Source organism: Serratia sp. CY37869 (assembly GCF_052168895.1).
Taxonomy (GTDB): domain Bacteria; phylum Pseudomonadota; class Gammaproteobacteria; order Enterobacterales; family Enterobacteriaceae; genus Serratia; species Serratia ureilytica.
The window spans coordinates 1-18,824 of the sequence record NZ_JBJNLU010000009.1; the positions used below are offsets into that span (position 1 = coordinate 1).

Sequence of the window (18,824 nt, forward strand, 5' to 3'; positions counted from 1 at the left end):
CTGGACAGCTACATCCCAGAGCCAGAGCGTGCTATCGACAAGCCGTTCCTGCTGCCAATCGAAGACGTATTCTCCATCTCCGGTCGTGGTACCGTTGTTACCGGTCGTGTTGAGCGCGGTATCATCAAAGTTGGCGAAGAAGTTGAAATCGTTGGTATCAAAGACACCGTTAAGTCTACCTGTACTGGCGTTGAAATGTTCCGCAAACTGCTGGACGAAGGCCGTGCTGGTGAGAACGTAGGTGTTCTGCTGCGTGGTATCAAACGTGAAGAAATCGAACGTGGTCAGGTACTGGCTAAACCAGGCTCCATCAAGCCGCACACCCAGTTCGAATCTGAAGTGTACATCCTGAGCAAAGATGAAGGTGGTCGTCACACGCCATTCTTCAAAGGCTACCGTCCACAGTTCTACTTCCGTACTACTGACGTGACCGGTACCATCGAACTGCCAGAAGGCGTAGAGATGGTAATGCCAGGCGACAACGTGAACATGGTTGTAACCCTGATTCACCCAATCGCGATGGACGACGGTCTGCGTTTCGCAATCCGTGAAGGCGGCCGTACTGTAGGCGCAGGTGTTGTTGCTAAAGTTATCGCTTAATCGCTGATAAAGTTTGACGCGACACGCGGTAAAAGGGCATCATTTGATGCCCTTTTTCTACGCTGTGAACTAGAACCTATCTCATCAGCGATTTTGCAGTCATAATCATTGGTGAGATGGGCTCTTAAACCGTATTGACTGAATACGTCATGGCGTAAAACACCGGGATATCGCTAGTGCGGTATCCGATCGGTTTGGTTTGCCTCGCAATGCGAGGCAAAGTTGTTTGTTCTGAATCATCATTGTGACAGGTTGGTTTATGAGTGCGAATACCGAGGCTCAAGGGAGCGGACGCGGCCTGGAAGCGGCAAAGTGGCTGATCGTCGCCGTTCTGTTGGTTGTGGCTATTGTCGGTAACTATTACTACCGTGATTTAAGCCTGCCATTGCGCGCGCTGGCAGTTGTGCTGATCATCGCCGTTGCAGGTGCAGTGGCTCTGATGACCACCAAAGGCAAAGCTACCGTTGCGTTTGCCCGCGAAGCGCGTACCGAAGTACGTAAAGTGATTTGGCCAACTCGTCAGGAAACGCTACACACCACGTTGATCGTTGCCGCGGTAACCGCCGTGATGTCACTGATTCTGTGGGGGCTGGATGGTATTCTGGTCCGTCTGGTGTCGTTTATTACTGGCCTGAGGTTCTAAAATGTCTGAAGCTCCAAAAAAACGTTGGTACGTCGTTCAGGCGTTTTCCGGTTTTGAAGGTCGCGTAGCGCAATCGCTGCGTGAACACATCAAACTGCACGATATGGAAGAGCTGTTCGGCGAAGTGATGGTGCCTACGGAAGAAGTGGTTGAAATCCGTGGTGGCCAGCGTCGCAAGAGCGAGCGTAAATTCTTCCCTGGCTACGTGCTGGTGCAGATGGTGATGAATGACGCCAGCTGGCACCTGGTGCGCAGCGTACCGCGTGTCATGGGGTTCATCGGCGGTACGTCTGACCGTCCTGCGCCGATCAGCGATAAAGAAGTTGATGCGATCATGAACCGCCTGCAGCAGGTCGGTGACAAACCGCGTCCGAAAACGCTGTTCGAACCGGGCGAGCTGGTGCGCGTCAACGACGGCCCGTTTGCCGATTTCAACGGCGTGGTCGAAGAAGTCGATTACGAGAAGAGCCGCCTGAAAGTTTCCGTTTCCATCTTCGGCCGTGCAACGCCGGTGGAACTGGACTTCAGCCAGGTTGAAAAAGGCTGATCGAATAATCAGCAATAAGCGGTCCGTTGCCGCTTGTCAAAGGCGCGAAATTGAACTACAATTTCGCGCCTTTTGTTTTTAGATGCCTTGCCTGATGTTTGTCTGGCGAGGTTAAACACGGGGAGCCTCTCACGAGGCGATACTACCCAAACCGAGGAAATTTAAATGGCTAAGAAAGTACAAGCCTACGTTAAGCTGCAAGTTGCAGCTGGTATGGCTAACCCGAGCCCACCAGTGGGTCCAGCTCTGGGTCAGCAGGGCGTTAACATCATGGAATTCTGTAAGGCATTCAACGCTAAAACTGACAGCGTTGAGAAAGGTCTGCCGATTCCGGTTGTTATCACCGTTTATTCTGATCGCTCCTTCACTTTCGTTACCAAAACCCCGCCAGCAGCAGTTCTGCTGAAAAAAGCGGCTGGTATCAAGTCTGGTTCCGGTAAGCCGAACAAAGACAAAGTAGGTAAAGTGACCCGTGCTCAGGTACGTGAAATCGCAGAAACCAAAGCTGCGGACATGACTGGTTCTGACGTTGAAGCGATGACTCGCTCCATCGAAGGTACCGCTCGTTCCATGGGCCTGGTAGTGGAGGATTAAGAGATGGCTAAGCTGACCAAGCGCATGCGCGTGATCCGTGACAAAGTTGATGCTACTAAACAGTATGACATCACTGAAGCTGTTGCTCTGCTGAAAGAGCTGGCCACCGCTAAATTCGTAGAAAGCGTTGACGTTGCCGTTAACCTCGGCATCGACGCTCGTAAATCTGACCAAAACGTTCGTGGCGCTACCGTTCTGCCACACGGCACCGGTCGTTCCGTTCGCGTTGCCGTATTTACCCAAGGCGCTAACGCTGAAGCAGCGAAAGCTGCCGGCGCAGAGCTGGTAGGTATGGACGATCTGGCTGAGCAGATCAAGAAAGGCGAAATGAACTTCGACGTTGTTATTGCTTCCCCGGATGCAATGCGCGTTGTAGGTCAACTGGGCCAGATCCTGGGTCCACGCGGCCTGATGCCAAACCCGAAAGTGGGTACCGTTACTCCGAACGTTGCTGAAGCAGTGAAAAACGCTAAAGCAGGTCAGGTTCGCTACCGTAACGACAAAAACGGCATCATCCATACCACTATCGGTAAGGTTGATTTCGACGCAGACAAACTGAAAGAAAACCTGGAAGCCCTGCTGGTTGCGCTGAAAAAAGCAAAACCTTCTCAGGCGAAAGGCATGTACATCAAGAAAGTTAGCCTCTCCACCACCATGGGTGCTGGCGTTGCTATCGATCAAAGCGGTCTGTCTGCCGCAGCGAACTAATCGCACTTGCGATTATCGCTTTGACTTGGGGCCGAGATTTGTCTAGAATCTTATGCCCCAAGGTTTTGCTATTGGCTATGCCGTAGGCAAAACAAAGATTTTTCGGTTGGAGCCTGGCCTATCCAGGCCTCCGTCCAAGACCGCAGGTGTATCGCAAGATACTTAATCCTTCCTGCGTAGACGGTGACAGAGCCTAAGAAAATTTTTCTTTTTTATAAAAGAATGTCTTTGCTGGATTCTGCTCACCGTGTTAAGCCGCTCGGCGTGGCGTTTTACAAAGCGCCGAGTGAAGTGAGTTCCGGGGGATTTTCCCCGGCTAATCCAGGAGCAAAAAGCTAATGGCATTAAATCTTCAAGACAAACAAGCGATTGTTGCTGAAGTCAGCGAAGTAGCCAAAGGCGCGCTGTCTGCGGTTGTTGCGGATTCCCGCGGCGTTACCGTAGATAAAATGACTGAACTGCGTAAAGCAGGTCGTGAAGCTGGCGTTTACATGCGTGTTGTTCGCAACACCCTGATGCGTCGCGTAGTTGAAGGCACTCCATTCGAATGCCTGAAAGACACGTTTGTCGGTCCAACCTTGATTGCATTCTCTCACGAACACCCGGGCGCTGCTGCTCGTCTGTTCAAAGAGTTCGCGAAAGCGAATGCAAAATTCGAGGTTAAAGCTGCGGCCTTTGAAGGTGAGCTGATCCCAGCGGCGCAAATCGACCGCCTGGCGACGCTGCCAACTTACGAAGAAGCGATCGCACGCCTGATGGCAACCATGAAAGAAGCCGCTGCCGGCAAACTGGTTCGCACTCTGGCTGCAGTACGCGATCAGAAAGAAGCGGCGTAAGCCACTCTTTCTTAGCCTTTGCTAACGTATTTAAACTATTTCTGAATTTTAGGAACAATTGTTATGTCTATCACTAAAGACCAAATCCTGGAAGCAGTTGCCGCTATGTCCGTAATGGACGTTGTTGAACTGGTTTCCGCTATGGAAGAAAAATTCGGCGTTTCTGCTGCTGCTGCTGTAGCTGTAGCTGCTGGCCCAGCTGAAGCTGCTGAAGAGAAAACTGAATTCGACGTTATCCTGAAAGCTGCAGGCGCTAACAAAGTTGCTGTTATCAAAGCAGTACGTGGCGCTACCGGCCTGGGTCTGAAAGAAGCTAAAGACCTGGTTGAATCTGCTCCAGCCGCTCTGAAAGAAGGCGTGAGCAAAGATGACGCAGAAGCTCTGAAAAAATCTCTGGAAGAAGCTGGCGCAGAAGTTGAAGTTAAATAAGCCAACCCTTCCGGTTGCAGCCTAGTCTTTTAGGCTGATGGCTGGTGACTTTTTAGTCACCAGCCTTTTTGCGCTGTAGGGCGCCAGTAGCGTTTCACACTGTTTGGCTGCTGGTTTCGCCTCCCAATGTTTGTTTCTATCGACGACTTAATATACCGCGGTCTTTGCACTACCAGGAGTTCTGGGGGAAGGCGCGATGAAATGGTTTAAGCGTGATAGCAAGAGATATTGCGGAAAGTGTTCCCGCTTTCCGGTCGACAAAACGGTGTTGCATGAACTGTCCCTAATCGGACGGACAGATTGGGTCACTGATCAGCGAGCTGAGGAACCCTATGGTTTACTCCTATACCGAGAAAAAACGTATTCGTAAGGATTTTGGTAAACGTCCACAAGTGCTGGACATACCATATCTCCTTTCTATCCAGCTTGACTCGTTCCAGAAGTTTATCGAGCAAGATCCAGAAGGGCAGTACGGCCTTGAAGCCGCATTCCGTTCTGTTTTCCCTATCCAGAGCTACAGTGGCAATTCGGAGCTGCAATACGTTAGCTACCGTCTTGGTGAGCCGGTCTTCGACGTCAAAGAGTGCCAGATCCGTGGTGTGACGTTCTCTGCACCGCTGCGCGTAAAACTGCGCCTGGTTATCTATGAGCGCGAAGCGCCTGAAGGTACGGTCAAAGACATCAAGGAACAAGAAGTCTACATGGGCGAAATTCCGCTCATGACCGAAAACGGCACCTTTGTGATCAACGGTACTGAGAGGGTTATCGTATCTCAGTTGCACCGTAGTCCTGGCGTATTCTTCGACAGCGATAAGGGTAAAACCCACTCCTCGGGTAAAGTGCTGTACAACGCACGCATCATTCCTTACCGCGGTTCATGGTTGGACTTCGAGTTCGATCCGAAAGACAACCTGTTCGTGCGTATTGACCGTCGCCGCAAACTGCCTGCGACCATCATTCTGCGCGCGCTGAACTACACCACTGAACAGATCCTCGACCTGTTCTTTGACAAGATCGTCTTCGAAATCCGCGACAACAAGCTGCAGATGGAGCTGGTGCCAGAGCGCCTGCGTGGTGAGACCGCTTCGTTCGATATCGAAGCCAACGGCAAGATCTACGTAGAGAAAGGCCGTCGCATCACCGCTCGTCATATCCGTCAGTTGGAAAAAGACGACATTCAGAGCATTGAAGTACCGGTAGAGTACATCGCGGGCAAAGTGGTCGCGAAAGACTATATCGATACCAATACCGGCGAACTGATCTGCGCAGCCAACATGGAGCTGTCGCTGGATCTGCTGGCCAAGCTGAGCCAGTCCGGCCACAAGCGCATCGAAACGCTGTTCACCAACGATCTGGACCACGGCGCGTACATCTCTGAAACGCTGCGTGTCGATCCGACCAACGATCGTCTGAGCTCGCTGGTAGAAATCTACCGCATGATGCGTCCTGGTGAGCCGCCAACGCGCGAAGCTGCCGAAAGCCTGTTCGAGAACCTGTTCTTCTCCGAAGACCGCTACGATCTGTCCGCGGTTGGCCGTATGAAGTTCAACCGTTCTCTGCTGCGCGACGAGATCGAAGGTTCGGGCATCCTGAGCAAAGACGACATCATCGAAGTGATGAAGAAGCTCATCGATATCCGTAACGGCAAGGGCGAAGTGGACGATATCGACCACTTGGGCAACCGTCGTATCCGCTCCGTCGGCGAAATGGCCGAGAACCAGTTCCGCGTAGGTCTGGTGCGTGTTGAGCGTGCGGTGAAAGAGCGTCTGTCTCTGGGCGATCTGGATACCCTGATGCCTCAGGACATGATCAACGCCAAACCGATTTCGGCGGCGGTGAAAGAGTTCTTTGGCTCCAGCCAGCTGTCCCAGTTCATGGACCAGAACAACCCGTTGTCCGAGATCACGCACAAGCGTCGTATCTCCGCACTGGGCCCGGGCGGTCTGACCCGTGAGCGCGCCGGCTTTGAAGTTCGAGACGTACACCCGACCCACTACGGCCGCGTGTGCCCAATCGAAACGCCGGAAGGTCCAAACATCGGTCTGATCAACTCCCTGTCCGTGTACGCACAGACTAACGAGTATGGCTTCCTGGAAACCCCGTACCGCCGCGTGCGTGACGGCGTGGTGACCGATGAAATCAACTACCTGTCTGCTATTGAAGAAGGCAACTTCGTTATCGCCCAGGCGAACTCCAACCTGGATGAAGAAGGCCGCTTCGTAGAAGACCTGGTCACCTGCCGCAGCAAAGGCGAATCAAGCCTGTTCAGCCGCGATCAGGTTGACTACATGGACGTATCCACCCAGCAGGTCGTTTCCGTTGGTGCCTCACTGATTCCATTCCTGGAACACGATGACGCCAACCGTGCATTGATGGGTGCGAACATGCAACGTCAGGCCGTACCAACCCTGCGCGCTGATAAGCCGCTGGTCGGTACCGGTATGGAACGCGCTGTAGCGGTTGACTCCGGCGTAACCGCCGTTGCCAAACGCGGCGGTGTGATCCAGTACGTGGATGCTTCCCGTATCGTTATCAAAGTTAACGAAGACGAGATGTACCCGGGCGAAGCAGGTATCGATATTTACAACCTGACCAAGTACACCCGTTCTAACCAGAACACCTGCATCAACCAGATGCCGTGTGTGAATCTGGGTGAGCCAATCGAGCGCGGCGACGTGCTGGCGGATGGCCCATCGACAGACCTGGGCGAACTGGCGCTGGGCCAGAACATGCGCGTAGCGTTCATGCCTTGGAACGGCTACAACTTCGAAGACTCCATCTTGGTCTCCGAGCGCGTGGTGCAGGAAGATCGCTTCACCACCATCCACATCCAGGAACTGGCGTGCGTGTCTCGCGACACCAAGCTGGGGCCTGAAGAGATCACCGCCGACATCCCTAACGTGGGTGAAGCGGCGCTCTCCAAGCTGGATGAGTCCGGTATCGTGTATATCGGTGCTGAAGTGACCGGCGGCGACATCCTGGTCGGTAAGGTAACGCCTAAAGGCGAAACCCAGCTGACGCCGGAAGAGAAACTGTTGCGTGCGATCTTCGGTGAGAAAGCGTCTGACGTTAAAGACTCTTCTCTGCGTGTGCCGAACGGCGTTTCCGGTACGGTTATCGACGTGCAGGTCTTCACCCGCGATGGCGTGGAAAAAGACAAGCGCGCGTTGGAAATCGAAGAGATGCAGCTGAAGCAGGCGAAGAAAGACCTGACTGAAGAACTGCAGATCCTGGAAGCCGGCCTGTTTGCGCGTATCCACGCGGTACTGGTTGCCGGTGGCATCGAAGCCGACAAGCTGAGCAAGCTGCCGCGCGATCGCTGGCTGGAACTGGGCCTGACCGACGAAGAGAAGCAAAACCAGCTGGAGCAGCTGGCTGAGCAGTATGACGAACTGAAATCCGACTTCGAGAAGAAGCTGGAAGCCAAGCGTCGTAAGATCACTCAGGGCGACGATCTGGCGCCGGGCGTACTGAAAATCGTCAAGGTTTATCTGGCCGTTAAACGTCAGATCCAACCGGGTGACAAGATGGCGGGCCGCCACGGTAACAAGGGTGTTATCTCCAAGATCAACCCGATCGAAGATATGCCTTACGATGAAAACGGCACGCCGGTAGACATCGTACTGAACCCGCTGGGCGTACCATCACGTATGAACATCGGTCAGATCCTGGAAACCCACCTGGGTATGGCTGCGAAAGGCATCGGTGAGAAGATCAACCAGATGCTGAAGCAGCAGCAGGAAGTGGCCAAGCTGCGTGAGTTCATCCAGAAGGCCTACGATCTGGGCGACGATGTTTGCCAGAAAGTTGACCTGAACACCTTCAGCGACGACGAAGTGCTGCGTCTGGCAGAGAACCTGAAAAAAGGTATGCCGATCGCAACGCCGGTGTTTGACGGTGCGAAAGAGACTGAAATCAAGAAGCTGCTGGAAATGGGCGGTATCCCGACCTCCGGTCAGATCACGCTGTTCGATGGCCGTACCGGTGAGCAATTCGAGCGCCAGGTTACTGTCGGCTATATGTACATGCTGAAACTGAACCACTTGGTTGACGATAAAATGCACGCCCGTTCAACCGGTTCTTACAGCTTGGTTACTCAGCAGCCTCTGGGTGGTAAAGCGCAGTTCGGTGGTCAACGCTTCGGTGAGATGGAAGTGTGGGCACTGGAAGCATACGGCGCGGCTTATACCCTGCAGGAAATGCTCACCGTTAAGTCGGATGACGTTAACGGCCGTACCAAGATGTACAAAAACATCGTGGATGGCGACCACCGGATGGAGCCAGGCATGCCGGAATCCTTCAACGTACTGTTGAAAGAAATCCGCTCGCTCGGCATCAACATCGAACTGGAAGACGAGTAATCGTCATTCCGGCTCAGGCTCCCCGCCTAAGGGAGCCTGAGGGTGGTTGTTCAGGTCACACGGGTACCTACTGCGGTTGTGGGTGCCCAACAGGTTTAACTCCGACAGGAGCCAATCCGTGAAAGACTTATTGAAGTTTCTGAAAGCGCAAACTAAGACCGAAGAGTTTGATGCGATCAAGATTGCTCTGGCCTCGCCAGACATGATCCGTTCGTGGTCGTTCGGTGAAGTTAAGAAGCCGGAAACCATTAACTACCGTACGTTCAAACCAGAGCGTGACGGCCTTTTCTGCGCCCGTATCTTCGGGCCGGTAAAAGATTACGAGTGCCTGTGCGGTAAGTACAAGCGCTTGAAACACCGCGGCGTGATCTGTGAGAAGTGCGGCGTTGAAGTGACCCAGACCAAAGTGCGTCGTGAGCGCATGGGCCACATCGAGCTGGCTTCCCCGACTGCGCACATCTGGTTCCTGAAATCGCTGCCATCCCGCATCGGTTTGCTGCTGGATATGCCGCTGCGTGACATCGAACGCGTACTGTACTTCGAATCCTATGTGGTGGTCGAAGGCGGTATGACCAACCTCGAGCGTCGTCAGATCCTGACCGAAGAGCAGTATCTGGACGCGCTGGAAGAGTTCGGTGACGAATTCGACGCCAAGATGGGGGCGGAAGCCATTCAGGCCCTGTTGAAAAACATGGATCTGGAAGCCGAGTGCGAGCAGCTGCGTGAAGAGCTGAACGAAACCAACTCCGAAACCAAGCGCAAGAAGCTGACCAAGCGTATCAAGCTGCTGGAAGCGTTCGTACAGTCCGGTAACAAGCCGGAGTGGATGATCCTGACCGTGCTGCCGGTACTGCCGCCGGATCTGCGCCCGCTGGTTCCGCTGGATGGCGGTCGTTTCGCGACGTCGGATCTGAACGATCTGTATCGCCGCGTGATCAACCGTAACAACCGTCTGAAACGCCTGCTGGATCTGGCTGCGCCGGACATCATCGTGCGCAACGAAAAGCGTATGCTGCAAGAAGCGGTAGACGCCCTGCTGGATAACGGCCGTCGCGGTCGTGCGATCACCGGTTCCAACAAACGCCCTCTGAAATCTTTGGCCGACATGATCAAAGGTAAGCAGGGTCGTTTCCGTCAGAACCTGCTCGGTAAACGCGTTGACTACTCAGGCCGTTCCGTTATCACCGTAGGTCCATACCTGCGTCTGCATCAGTGCGGTCTGCCTAAGAAGATGGCGTTGGAGCTGTTCAAACCGTTCATCTACGGCAAATTGGAGCTGCGTGGCCTGGCCACCACCATCAAAGCCGCCAAGAAAATGGTTGAGCGTGAAGAAGCCGTCGTTTGGGATATCCTGGACGAAGTGATTCGCGAACACCCGGTACTGCTGAACCGTGCACCAACCCTGCACCGTTTGGGTATCCAGGCGTTTGAACCGGTTCTGATCGAAGGTAAAGCGATCCAGCTGCACCCGCTGGTTTGTGCGGCATATAACGCCGACTTCGATGGTGACCAGATGGCCGTTCACGTACCGCTGACGCTGGAAGCCCAGCTGGAAGCGCGTGCGCTGATGATGTCCACCAACAACATCCTGTCCCCAGCGAACGGCGAGCCAATCATCGTTCCTTCTCAGGACGTTGTACTGGGTCTGTACTACATGACCCGCGACTGTGTTAACGCCAAAGGCGAAGGCATGGTGCTGAACGGTTCCAAAGAAGCTGAGCGTGTTTACCGCGCCGGCCTGGCGTCGCTGCATGCGCGCGTTAAAGTGCGTATCACCGAAGACGTCAAGAACGCCGAAGGCGAGTGGACCTCTCAGACCAGCATCATCGACACCACCATCGGCCGCGCCATCCTGTGGATGATCGTACCGAAAGGTCTGCCGTACGCGATCGTTAACCAGCCTTTGGGCAAGAAAGCGATCTCCAAGATGCTGAACACCTGTTACCGCATCCTGGGCCTGAAGCCGACCGTTATCTTTGCTGACCAGATCATGTACACCGGCTTTGCTTACGCAGCCCGTTCCGGCGCTTCCGTAGGTATCGACGACATGGTTATCCCGGCCAAGAAGGCGGAGATCATCGAAGAAGCGGAAACCGAAGTTGCCGAGATCCAGGAGCAGTTCCAGTCTGGTCTGGTGACCGCCGGCGAACGCTACAACAAAGTGATCGATATCTGGGCTGCCGCGAACGAACGCGTTGCGAAAGCGATGATGGAAAACCTGTCGGTAGAAGACGTGGTTAACCGTGACGGCGAAGTGGAACAGCAAGTTTCCTTCAACAGCATCTTTATGATGGCCGACTCCGGTGCGCGTGGTTCCGCCGCTCAGATTCGTCAGCTGGCCGGTATGCGTGGTCTGATGGCGAAGCCGGACGGCTCCATCATCGAAACGCCAATCACCGCGAACTTCCGTGAAGGTCTGAACGTACTCCAGTACTTCATCTCCACTCACGGTGCTCGTAAAGGTCTGGCGGATACCGCACTGAAAACCGCGAACTCCGGTTATCTGACCCGTCGTCTGGTTGACGTGGCGCAGGACCTGGTGGTGACCGAAGACGACTGTGGCACCCACGACGGCATCCTGATGACTCCGGTTATCGAAGGTGGCGACGTGAAAGAGCCGCTGCGTGAACGCGTTCTGGGCCGTGTGACGGCAGAAGACGTCCTCAAGCCGGGTACGGCGGACATTCTGGTGCCGCGCAACACCCTGCTGAACGAGAAGGCGTGTGACCTGTTGGAAGAGAACTCTGTCGACAGCGTTAAAGTCCGTTCCGTGGTGAGCTGTGAAACCGACTTCGGTGTGTGTGCAAACTGCTACGGTCGCGACCTGGCACGTGGCCACATCATCAACAAAGGTGAAGCCATCGGCGTTATCGCGGCACAGTCCATCGGTGAGCCGGGTACACAGCTGACGATGCGTACGTTCCACATCGGTGGTGCGGCATCTCGTGCGGCTGCTGAATCCAGCATTCAGGTGAAAAACAAGGGTAGCATCAAGCTGAGCAACGCGAAGTTCGTTATGAACGCCGCAGGCAAGCTGGTGATCACCTCGCGTAACACCGAACTGAAACTGATCGACGAATTCGGCCGTACCAAAGAAAGCTACAAGGTGCCTTACGGCGCCGTGATGGGCAAAGGCGACGGTGAAGAAGTTAACGGCGGCGAAACCGTTGCTAACTGGGATCCGCATACCATGCCGGTCATCAGTGAAGTCAGCGGCTTCATTCGCTTCGCCGACATGGTCGACGGCCAGACGATTACTCGTCAGACCGACGAACTGACCGGTTTGTCTTCTCTGGTTGTCCTGGACAGCGCAGAGCGTACCGGTAGCGGTAAAGACCTGCGTCCGGCACTGAAAATCGTTGACGCTAAGGGCGAAGACGTATTGATCCCAGGTACTGATATGCCTGCTCAATACTTCCTGCCGGGCAAAGCGATCGTTCAGCTGGAAGACGGCATTCAGATCGGTGCGGGTGATACCCTGGCGCGTATTCCTCAGGAATCCGGCGGTACCAAGGATATTACCGGTGGTCTGCCGCGCGTTGCCGACCTGTTCGAAGCGCGTCGTCCGAAAGAGCCGGCAATCCTGGCTGAAATCAGCGGGATTATCTCGTTCGGTAAAGAGACCAAAGGCAAACGTCGCCTGGTGATCTCTCCGCTGGACGGCAGCGACGCTTACGAAGAGATGATTCCGAAATGGCGTCAGCTCAACGTGTTCGAAGGCGAAGTGGTGGAACGTGGCGACGTCGTCTCCGACGGCCCAGAGTCTCCGCACGACATTCTGCGTCTGCGTGGCGTGCATGCGGTTACCCGCTACATCACCAACGAAGTGCAGGAAGTTTACCGTCTGCAAGGCGTTAAGATTAACGATAAGCACATTGAAGTTATCGTTCGTCAGATGCTGCGTAAAGGCACTATCGTTAGCGCTGGTGGCTCCGAGTTCCTGGAAGGCGAGCAGGCTGAAGTGTCTCGCGTCAAGATTGCCAACCGTCAGCTGGAAGCTGAAGGTAAGATCCCGGCAACCTTCTCGCGCGATCTGCTGGGTATCACCAAGGCTTCCTTGGCGACCGAGTCCTTCATCTCCGCCGCATCGTTCCAGGAAACGACGCGCGTTCTGACCGAAGCTGCCGTAGCCGGCAAGCGCGACGAACTGCGTGGCCTGAAAGAGAACGTCATCGTGGGCCGTCTGATCCCAGCCGGTACCGGTTACGCTTATCATCAGGATCGCATGCGTCGTCGTGCTCAGGGCGAAGCGCCGGTTGTTCCGCAAGTCAGCGCGGAAGAAGCGACCGCGAACCTGGCCGAGCTGCTCAACGCAGGTCTGGGCGGCAGCGACGACGAGTAATCGTCATCCGCGCCGCGGGCCCGCTACGCCGGGTCTATCGCCAGATAAACCGCTCCCTCGGGGGCGGTTTTTTTTCGCCTCGCGCCGGGTTATGACAAACTTTGCTACTATGGTTACAGCAGAAATTGACCGGCGCTTTTTACCTGACAACCAAGGACAGCACAAAACATGGACAGCCTCATTACCTTCGAAAAACTGACGGCGAAACACCTGCCTTACCTGTATGAGATCCGCTTTTCCGTCGAAGAGAACCTGCTGCATCCGCATCAGATCCAGTATCTGCAGCGCAAGCAGGCGCTGGAAGACATCAACCAGGGCGGTGGCTGGATCTGCAAGTGTGGCGAGGACTATGCCGGCGTTGGATTCGGGTTGTTCATCCCCGAACCGTTGATCGGCGGACTGTTCGTGAAGCCGGAATACCAATCAATGGGAATGGGTTCTGCCTTGCTGGCGCGCGTCACTGCCTGGATGTTTGAGCACGGCGCCGAAGCCATTCACTTAACCACCGATCCCGGCTCTAAAGCCGAAGGTTTTTATCAACATCACGGTTGGGATGTGATCGGGCGGGATGAGTTCGGTCAGGCGGAACTGGTGAAACGCAAAGAGGGTGAATAATGAAAATCAAAGGATTGATGACGTTACTGCTGCTTTCGCTGTTCAGCGCACCGTTGTACGCGGCCGTTGACTCTTTTTACCTGAAGCCGGCGGACGGCGAGAAGATCAATGTCACCCGACAGATGCTGGAGGCGATGCCGTCGCACACGATTAAAACCTCGACCAATTTCACCCCGGAAGAGGCGTTCACCGGCGTTGAGTTTTCGGAGCTGGTGAAAGCGTACCATCTGCAAGGGAAGTCGGTGCGCGCCTTCGCGTGGGACGACTATTCCTATTCGATGCCGATTGACGAGATGATTAAATATCGCGTGATTGTCGCCTATCTGCGCGGCGGTAAGCCGATCGACGTGGGGGAGCTGGGGCCGTTCGCTATTATCTATCCGCGCGATCAATACCCTGAGCTGAATAACCTGGACGTGAACGCGAAAACCGTCTGGCAAGTCAAACGGCTGGAGATTAAATGAGATGAGCAAGAAACTGATCGGTACTCTTATCGCGTTGGTTGCCATCTTCTCCTTATTAATTTTGCTGATTGCCATTAACTTCGGTGGCGTAAAAGAGCGCTATAAGCAGATCGAACCCAATCTGGATAACTACTCGGTGGCCGAGATCCTGTTTCTGGCGTTTGAAAGAACCAAAACTGCGCTGCTGCTCAGTGAAAACGACGACTACGACGCTTTCCTGATCAAAAAGAAAATATTTTACTCGAAGATCCAAATCCTGGAGAGCCGCTCCACCTTCAGCGACTCTTTCTATTACGACGACGAATTTATCAAGAACGTCGCTCTGCTGAAGCAACAGTACCGAACGCTGGGCGATCTTTCCGTCGGTTTGCTGGCAGGGCGGAAAAGCAAGGCGGATATCCTCGCTTATATGGATGACATCGAGGGCACGTTGGTCGATATCCAGGAGATTATTTATCGGATACAAATTAAAAACTTCACCGAGGTTAAAGGCATCATCCAGGATAATTCGAGAAAAGCCGAGATGTTCGCCGTCTTATCGCTGATTTTGGTGTTCCTGATGATGTTCCTGGTGGTGAGAAACGCCTTCTCGTTAAAAGAGATCATCAAGAACAAGAACATCTTTATCTCATCCATCTACCATGAAATCGCCGGTTCGACGCAGGCCATCGTCATCGCCGCGGATATCATGGAGCACGAGCTGGCGCAGGAAGAGCTCAAAAAGGAGGCCCGCCTGATCTCCTACCACGGCAACAAGATCGCCGAACAAACGCGTGAGGTGATGGATTATTCGCGGTTTGAAATGGGGGAGGTTAACGTCAATATTTCCACCTTTCGGCTGCATGAGGTGGTGGACGATGCCATGACCAGTATCAGCGCCGGGCGCGGTAATCGCATCGTGGTGCGTCGTTCATCCTATGTTGGTTTGATTTGCTCCGACAAATACAAGCTCTACCGAATATTGGCCAATCTGCTCAGCAACGCGGACAAATTTACTCACCACGGCGCGATCATCCTCAACGTGAAGGTGTGCCATGGCAATCTGTATTTATGGGTCAAAGACAACGGCATCGGATTTAACGTTAATAATCTGGAACGGTTGTACAAGGCGTTCAATCAGGGAGTAGAAAGGGAAACGCGGCAGGGGCTGGGGCTGGGGCTGACCATTATCAAGAATTATGTGACGACGCTGAAAGGCGCCATCAGGGTCAAATCCACCGAAGGCGTTGGCTCATCGTTTTTCATCCGCATTCCGGTCAAACTAATTAAAGAATAAATTCGACAGCAGCAGTGAGGAGATAATCAGCGGTTTGGTCGGTTTTTCCACCAGGTGCACGTCATAGTGCAGGATCATATCGCCGATATTCTTCTCATAGTGATTCAGCTGGCCGGTCAGAATGATGATGCGCGCGTGCGGATCGAGGGTGTCCTTTATTTTCTTCACGACGCGTTCTGAGGTTTCGCCGAAGTCCAACAGCCAGTCCAGAATAAACGCCTCAAAGGACTGTTGCTCAAGTGCGGCCAGCATGGCATCCGCCGTTTGAAAGGTCTCGGTCTCAATGCCGTAGCGGCAGGCGATTTTCTTCAACAGCTCGAGGATATCGCTGTCGTTGTCCAGGATCGCGATGCGCGGCGCCGGCAGAAAGTCTATCTTGTTGACTCTGTACAGCGGTACGTCGGCCTGCGTATCCCGGCTGGTATTGATGATGAAAAGGTCATCTTTTTTGTAGGCGTAGGTTTCGTCGTCGTCCAGCTGTGTCACCGGGTGTTCGTCGACTTCAACCTTACAGCGTTTGTGAATGCTGTTCATGATAAAAACGCCGTTATGCGTTCTTTGGCCGGCGAATGGCTCGTTGAAGTACTGAAACACCTTTCTGACTTCGTCGAGGGTGATGCCCCTTTTACCATCCAGCTTCTGCTTGGCGCTGTTGTACTGAAGGTTCAGTATGTTGGCCATCGTGGAGGCATGTTTTCTGTCGCCAACCCCTTTAAGAGTGAGCAACGCGCTGATTGCATCGATGTAATTTGGCGTTTTCTTCATGACAACCTTGGCTTTTTTGATGTTGACCGCGAGCGTGGCAAATCTGCGCGAGGACCCGTGCTGGATTATAGATGATGCCCCGGAGGTTGCGGTGATATCAGTTTGATTTTCCTTGGCAAACTCAGAATACACTCGATATCAAATAAAAAAACACTCAAAAGACATTCACATTTAATCGTTTGTATGGTTAATTAGCGCACATACTGTGTGATTCGCGTCCTGGGGGGGTTGCCAGTCTCACAAAATAAACCGCCTGCTCTTGTCTGTAAGCAGGGAGCAGGCGGCAAAAAACGCGACGGCCAACACCAGGGCCATTGGCAGTATCGGGGATTACCCCTCGAGTCACTTTTCGTCTCCGCATCGACTTTTTCCTCGTTCTGCCGTTCTCTGCCGCAACGGGCTCCATTGAAAAACACTCTGCGTGAGTGCTGAACACCGCTATTCCCTCATCATGCCCGTCACCTGAGCCGATAAAACCGCCTGTTCGTGCGTGCCCTCAGGCGCAGGTTCCAGGATGGCCGTTGGTGAGGAACCGGAGTCGCGCAAGAGCGTCCGTGCGCGATCCGGGGTTGGATAAGGCGGGGCCATCGAGAGGGTAACGGCCCCGGCCGACACCGGGTTTGGCGGTCGGCAACGTCACTATAATCGGCGCGTTTGCCGGCGCCAGCGCCACCGTTCGGCATTGCGCGGCCGCTCCAGCGTTTTCTTCGCACGGCGGCAAACGTTGCCGCTTATTGCGCGCTGCGTCCCAGATAATCGTCCCAGTCTTTCCACACTGGCTGCAGCCCGGCGTTGCTGATGGCCTCGGCGACCTGCTGCGGCGTGCGGCCGTCATGCGGCTCAAACTGTTCCAGCTCAGGCGGTACGTCGTCGGCATAGCCGCCGGGTTGCGTCTTGGATCCGGCGCTGACGCTATTGATCGCCACCGGGATCATATGATCGCGGAAGTACGGCGACTCCCGGGTAGACAGCGACAGCTCAACGTCCGGCGCGAACAGCCGGAAGGCGCAGATCAGCTGCACCAGCTGAGGCTCACTCATGATAGACGCGGGCTCAATGCCGCCGGCGCAGGGGCGCAGGCGTGGGAACGAGATCGAGTAGCGGCTCTGCCAATAGGTTTGCTGCAGGTAGAACAGGTGTTCCGCCAGCAGATAACAGTCGGTTCGCCAGCTGTGGGACAGGCCGATTAACGCGCCGAGGCCGATCTTGTCGATCCCGGCGCGCCCCAGGCGATCCGGCGTGGCCAGGCGCCAATGGAAATCCTGCTTCTGGCCGCGCAGGTGGTGCTGCAGATAGGTGGCCGGATGGTAGGTTTCCTGGTACACCAGCACGCCGTCCAGGCCCAGCGTTTTCAGTTCGGCGTATTCCTCCTGCGCCAGCGGCTGCACTTCCATCATCAGCGAGCTGAAGTGGCGGCGGATCGCCGGAATGTGCTGGCGGAAATAGTCCATGCCGACCTTGGTCTGATGTTCGCCGGTGACCAGCAACAGATGTTCGAACCCCAGCGCCTTGATGGCTTCGCACTCGCGCGCAATCTCCGCCGCATCCAGCGTTTTGCGCTTGATGCGGTTGCTCATCGAAAAGCCGCAGTAGGTGCAGTCGTTGGCGCACAGGTTGGACAGGTACAGCGGCACATAGAAGCTGACGACGTTGCCGAACCGCTGACGGGTCAGCAACTGCGCGCGTTGCGCCAACGGTTCCAGATACGGCGCGGCCGCGGGGGAGATCAGCGCCATAAAGTCGTCGCGCGTCAGCTTGTCGGCGTTCAATGCGCGTTCCACGTCGCGCGCCGTTTTGCCGTTGATGCGCAGCGTAATGTCGTCCCAGTCCAGCTGTTGCCAGCGGCTACTGAAATCGTCGGTCATCACTGCGCCTCCTCTGGCTGGCTGAGGAAAGCGGTCAGCGGGCTGGACGCGACCGCGCCGCGCTGGCTGGAGCCTAATCCGGCGCTGCGTGCCAGCTCGCCGGCCTCCAGCGCCAGGCGAAATGCCCGCGCCATCTGCACCGGATCGCGCGCCACGGCGATGGCGGTATTCACCAGCACCGCGTCGGCGCCCAGCTCCATCGCTTCCAGCGCGTGGCTTGGCGCGCCGATGCCGGCGTCTACCACCACCGGCACCTTAGCTTGCTCGATGATGATTTCGAGGAAGTCACGGGTGCGCAGACCGCGGTTGGAGCCGATAGGGGCGCCGAGCGGCATCACCGCTGCGCATCCCACTTCTTCCAGCCGTTTGCACAGCACCGGATCGGCGCCGCAGTAGGGCAGCACCACAAAACCGTCTTTCACCAGCGTTTCCGCCGCCTTCAGCGTTTCTATCGGATCCGGCAGCAGGTATTTCACATCGGGATGGATCTCCAGCTTCACCCAGTGGGTGCCGAGCGCTTCGCGCGCCAGTCGGGCGGCGAACACCGCTTCAGCGGCCGTTTTGGCGCCGGAGGTATTGGGCAACAGCCTGACGCCCAACTGTTGCAGCGGCGCCAAAATGGCGTCGTTGCCGCCGCGCAGATCGACGCGCTTCATGGCCATGGTCACCAGCTGTGAGCCGGAGGCCGCCAGCGCCTCCAACATCAGCGCCGGGGTGGCGAACTTGCCGGTGCCGGTGAACAGGCGCGAGGTAAAAGTGGTATCGGCGATTTTCAGCAT

15 protein-coding genes are annotated in these 18,824 nt (G+C 55.1%); 12 read left to right on the top strand and 3 right to left on the bottom strand.

Features of this window, described 5'->3' with window-relative positions:
- From ACJ8J1_RS24400 to ACJ8J1_RS24455, 12 genes are all read left to right on the top strand, one after another.
- A partial coding sequence (locus tag ACJ8J1_RS24400; RefSeq protein ID WP_239504683.1) for an EF-Tu/IF-2/RF-3 family GTPase occupies nucleotides 1-600 on the top strand: 600 nt, incomplete at its 5' end.
- 259 nt (nucleotides 601-859) lie between these two features.
- Nucleotides 860-1,243: a preprotein translocase subunit SecE gene (secE, locus tag ACJ8J1_RS24405; protein ID WP_004929916.1), complete on the top strand. Its 384-nt coding sequence runs from the start codon at nucleotides 860-862 to the stop codon at nucleotides 1,241-1,243.
- 1 nt (nucleotide 1,244) lies between these two features.
- A complete protein-coding gene (nusG, locus tag ACJ8J1_RS24410) occupies nucleotides 1,245-1,790 on the top strand; it encodes a transcription termination/antitermination protein NusG (RefSeq protein ID WP_004929914.1) in 546 nt (181 codons plus the stop codon).
- A gap of 165 nt (nucleotides 1,791-1,955) precedes the next feature.
- The gene (gene rplK / locus ACJ8J1_RS24415; RefSeq protein ID WP_015376316.1) at nucleotides 1,956-2,384 is read left to right on the top strand and encodes a 50S ribosomal protein L11; all 429 of its coding nucleotides are present in this window, start codon (nucleotides 1,956-1,958) and stop codon (nucleotides 2,382-2,384) included.
- Between the two features lie 3 nt (nucleotides 2,385-2,387).
- Nucleotides 2,388-3,092, top strand: coding sequence for a 50S ribosomal protein L1 (rplA, locus tag ACJ8J1_RS24420; RefSeq protein ID WP_004929908.1), 705 nt, complete (start codon nucleotides 2,388-2,390; stop codon nucleotides 3,090-3,092).
- Between the two features lie 338 nt (nucleotides 3,093-3,430).
- Nucleotides 3,431-3,928, top strand: a complete 498-nt coding sequence (rplJ, locus tag ACJ8J1_RS24425; protein ID WP_004929905.1) for a 50S ribosomal protein L10 — start codon at nucleotides 3,431-3,433, stop codon at nucleotides 3,926-3,928.
- Nucleotides 3,929-3,991: 63 nt separating this feature from the next.
- A complete protein-coding gene (gene rplL / locus ACJ8J1_RS24430; RefSeq protein ID WP_004929903.1) occupies nucleotides 3,992-4,357 on the top strand; it encodes a 50S ribosomal protein L7/L12 in 366 nt (121 codons plus the stop codon).
- Between the two features lie 332 nt (nucleotides 4,358-4,689).
- Nucleotides 4,690-8,718 carry a DNA-directed RNA polymerase subunit beta gene (rpoB, locus tag ACJ8J1_RS24435; protein ID WP_004929900.1) on the top strand — a complete coding sequence of 1,343 codons (4,029 nt, stop codon included), beginning with the start codon at nucleotides 4,690-4,692 and terminating at the stop codon, nucleotides 8,716-8,718.
- Nucleotides 8,719-8,836: 118 nt separating this feature from the next.
- The gene (gene rpoC / locus ACJ8J1_RS24440) at nucleotides 8,837-13,060 is read left to right on the top strand and encodes a DNA-directed RNA polymerase subunit beta' (protein ID WP_033644357.1); all 4,224 of its coding nucleotides are present in this window, start codon (nucleotides 8,837-8,839) and stop codon (nucleotides 13,058-13,060) included.
- A 168-nt stretch (nucleotides 13,061-13,228) separates the two neighbouring features.
- Nucleotides 13,229-13,675, top strand: coding sequence for a GNAT family N-acetyltransferase (locus ACJ8J1_RS24445; protein ID WP_033644358.1), 447 nt, complete (start codon nucleotides 13,229-13,231; stop codon nucleotides 13,673-13,675).
- On the top strand, nucleotides 13,675-14,139 hold the full coding sequence (locus ACJ8J1_RS24450) for an oxidoreductase (protein WP_033644359.1): 465 nt from the start codon (nucleotides 13,675-13,677) through the stop codon (nucleotides 14,137-14,139). The genes ACJ8J1_RS24445 and ACJ8J1_RS24450 overlap by 1 nt, the downstream gene beginning before the upstream one ends.
- A 1-nt stretch (nucleotide 14,140) precedes the next feature.
- A complete protein-coding gene (locus tag ACJ8J1_RS24455; protein WP_033644360.1) occupies nucleotides 14,141-15,415 on the top strand; it encodes a sensor histidine kinase in 1,275 nt (424 codons plus the stop codon).
- Here the strand turns inward: ACJ8J1_RS24455 and ACJ8J1_RS24460 are convergent.
- The 3 genes from ACJ8J1_RS24460 to ACJ8J1_RS24470 all read right to left on the bottom strand — a co-directional run bounded on the left by ACJ8J1_RS24460 (nucleotide 15,401) and on the right by ACJ8J1_RS24470 (nucleotide 18,824).
- Nucleotides 15,401-16,096, bottom strand: a complete 696-nt coding sequence (locus tag ACJ8J1_RS24460) for a response regulator (protein WP_033644361.1) — start codon at nucleotides 16,094-16,096, stop codon at nucleotides 15,401-15,403. The genes ACJ8J1_RS24455 and ACJ8J1_RS24460 overlap by 15 nt on opposite strands.
- Nucleotides 16,097-16,911: 815 nt before the next feature.
- Nucleotides 16,912-18,045, bottom strand: coding sequence for a 2-iminoacetate synthase ThiH (gene thiH / locus ACJ8J1_RS24465; RefSeq protein ID WP_033644362.1), 1,134 nt, complete (start codon nucleotides 18,043-18,045; stop codon nucleotides 16,912-16,914).
- Nucleotides 18,045-18,824: a thiazole synthase gene (locus ACJ8J1_RS24470; RefSeq protein WP_033652706.1), complete on the bottom strand. Its 780-nt coding sequence runs from the start codon at nucleotides 18,822-18,824 to the stop codon at nucleotides 18,045-18,047. The genes thiH and ACJ8J1_RS24470 overlap by 1 nt, the downstream gene beginning before the upstream one ends.

Excerpts from the sequence above, each read along its gene's own strand:
- secE (WP_004929916.1), top strand. The coding sequence starts at position 860 with ATGAGTGCGAATACCGAGGCTCAAGGGAGCGGACGCGGCCTGGAAGCG.
- nusG (WP_004929914.1), top strand. The coding sequence starts at position 1,245 with ATGTCTGAAGCTCCAAAAAAACGTTGGTACGTCGTTCAGGCGTTTTCC.
- rplK (WP_015376316.1), top strand. The coding sequence starts at position 1,956 with ATGGCTAAGAAAGTACAAGCCTACGTTAAGCTGCAAGTTGCAGCTGGT.
- rplA (WP_004929908.1), top strand. The coding sequence starts at position 2,388 with ATGGCTAAGCTGACCAAGCGCATGCGCGTGATCCGTGACAAAGTTGAT.
- rplJ (WP_004929905.1), top strand. The coding sequence starts at position 3,431 with ATGGCATTAAATCTTCAAGACAAACAAGCGATTGTTGCTGAAGTCAGC.
- rplL (WP_004929903.1), top strand. The coding sequence starts at position 3,992 with ATGTCTATCACTAAAGACCAAATCCTGGAAGCAGTTGCCGCTATGTCC.
- rpoB (WP_004929900.1), top strand. The coding sequence starts at position 4,690 with ATGGTTTACTCCTATACCGAGAAAAAACGTATTCGTAAGGATTTTGGT.
- ACJ8J1_RS24445 (WP_033644358.1), top strand. The coding sequence starts at position 13,229 with ATGGACAGCCTCATTACCTTCGAAAAACTGACGGCGAAACACCTGCCT.
- ACJ8J1_RS24450 (WP_033644359.1), top strand. The coding sequence starts at position 13,675 with ATGAAAATCAAAGGATTGATGACGTTACTGCTGCTTTCGCTGTTCAGC.
- ACJ8J1_RS24455 (WP_033644360.1), top strand. The coding sequence starts at position 14,141 with ATGAGCAAGAAACTGATCGGTACTCTTATCGCGTTGGTTGCCATCTTC.
- ACJ8J1_RS24460 (WP_033644361.1), bottom strand. The coding sequence starts at position 16,096 with ATGGCCAACATACTGAACCTTCAGTACAACAGCGCCAAGCAGAAGCTG.
- thiH (WP_033644362.1), bottom strand. The coding sequence starts at position 18,045 with ATGACCGACGATTTCAGTAGCCGCTGGCAACAGCTGGACTGGGACGAC.
- ACJ8J1_RS24470 (WP_033652706.1), bottom strand. The coding sequence starts at position 18,824 with ATGCTGAAAATCGCCGATACCACTTTTACCTCGCGCCTGTTCACCGGC.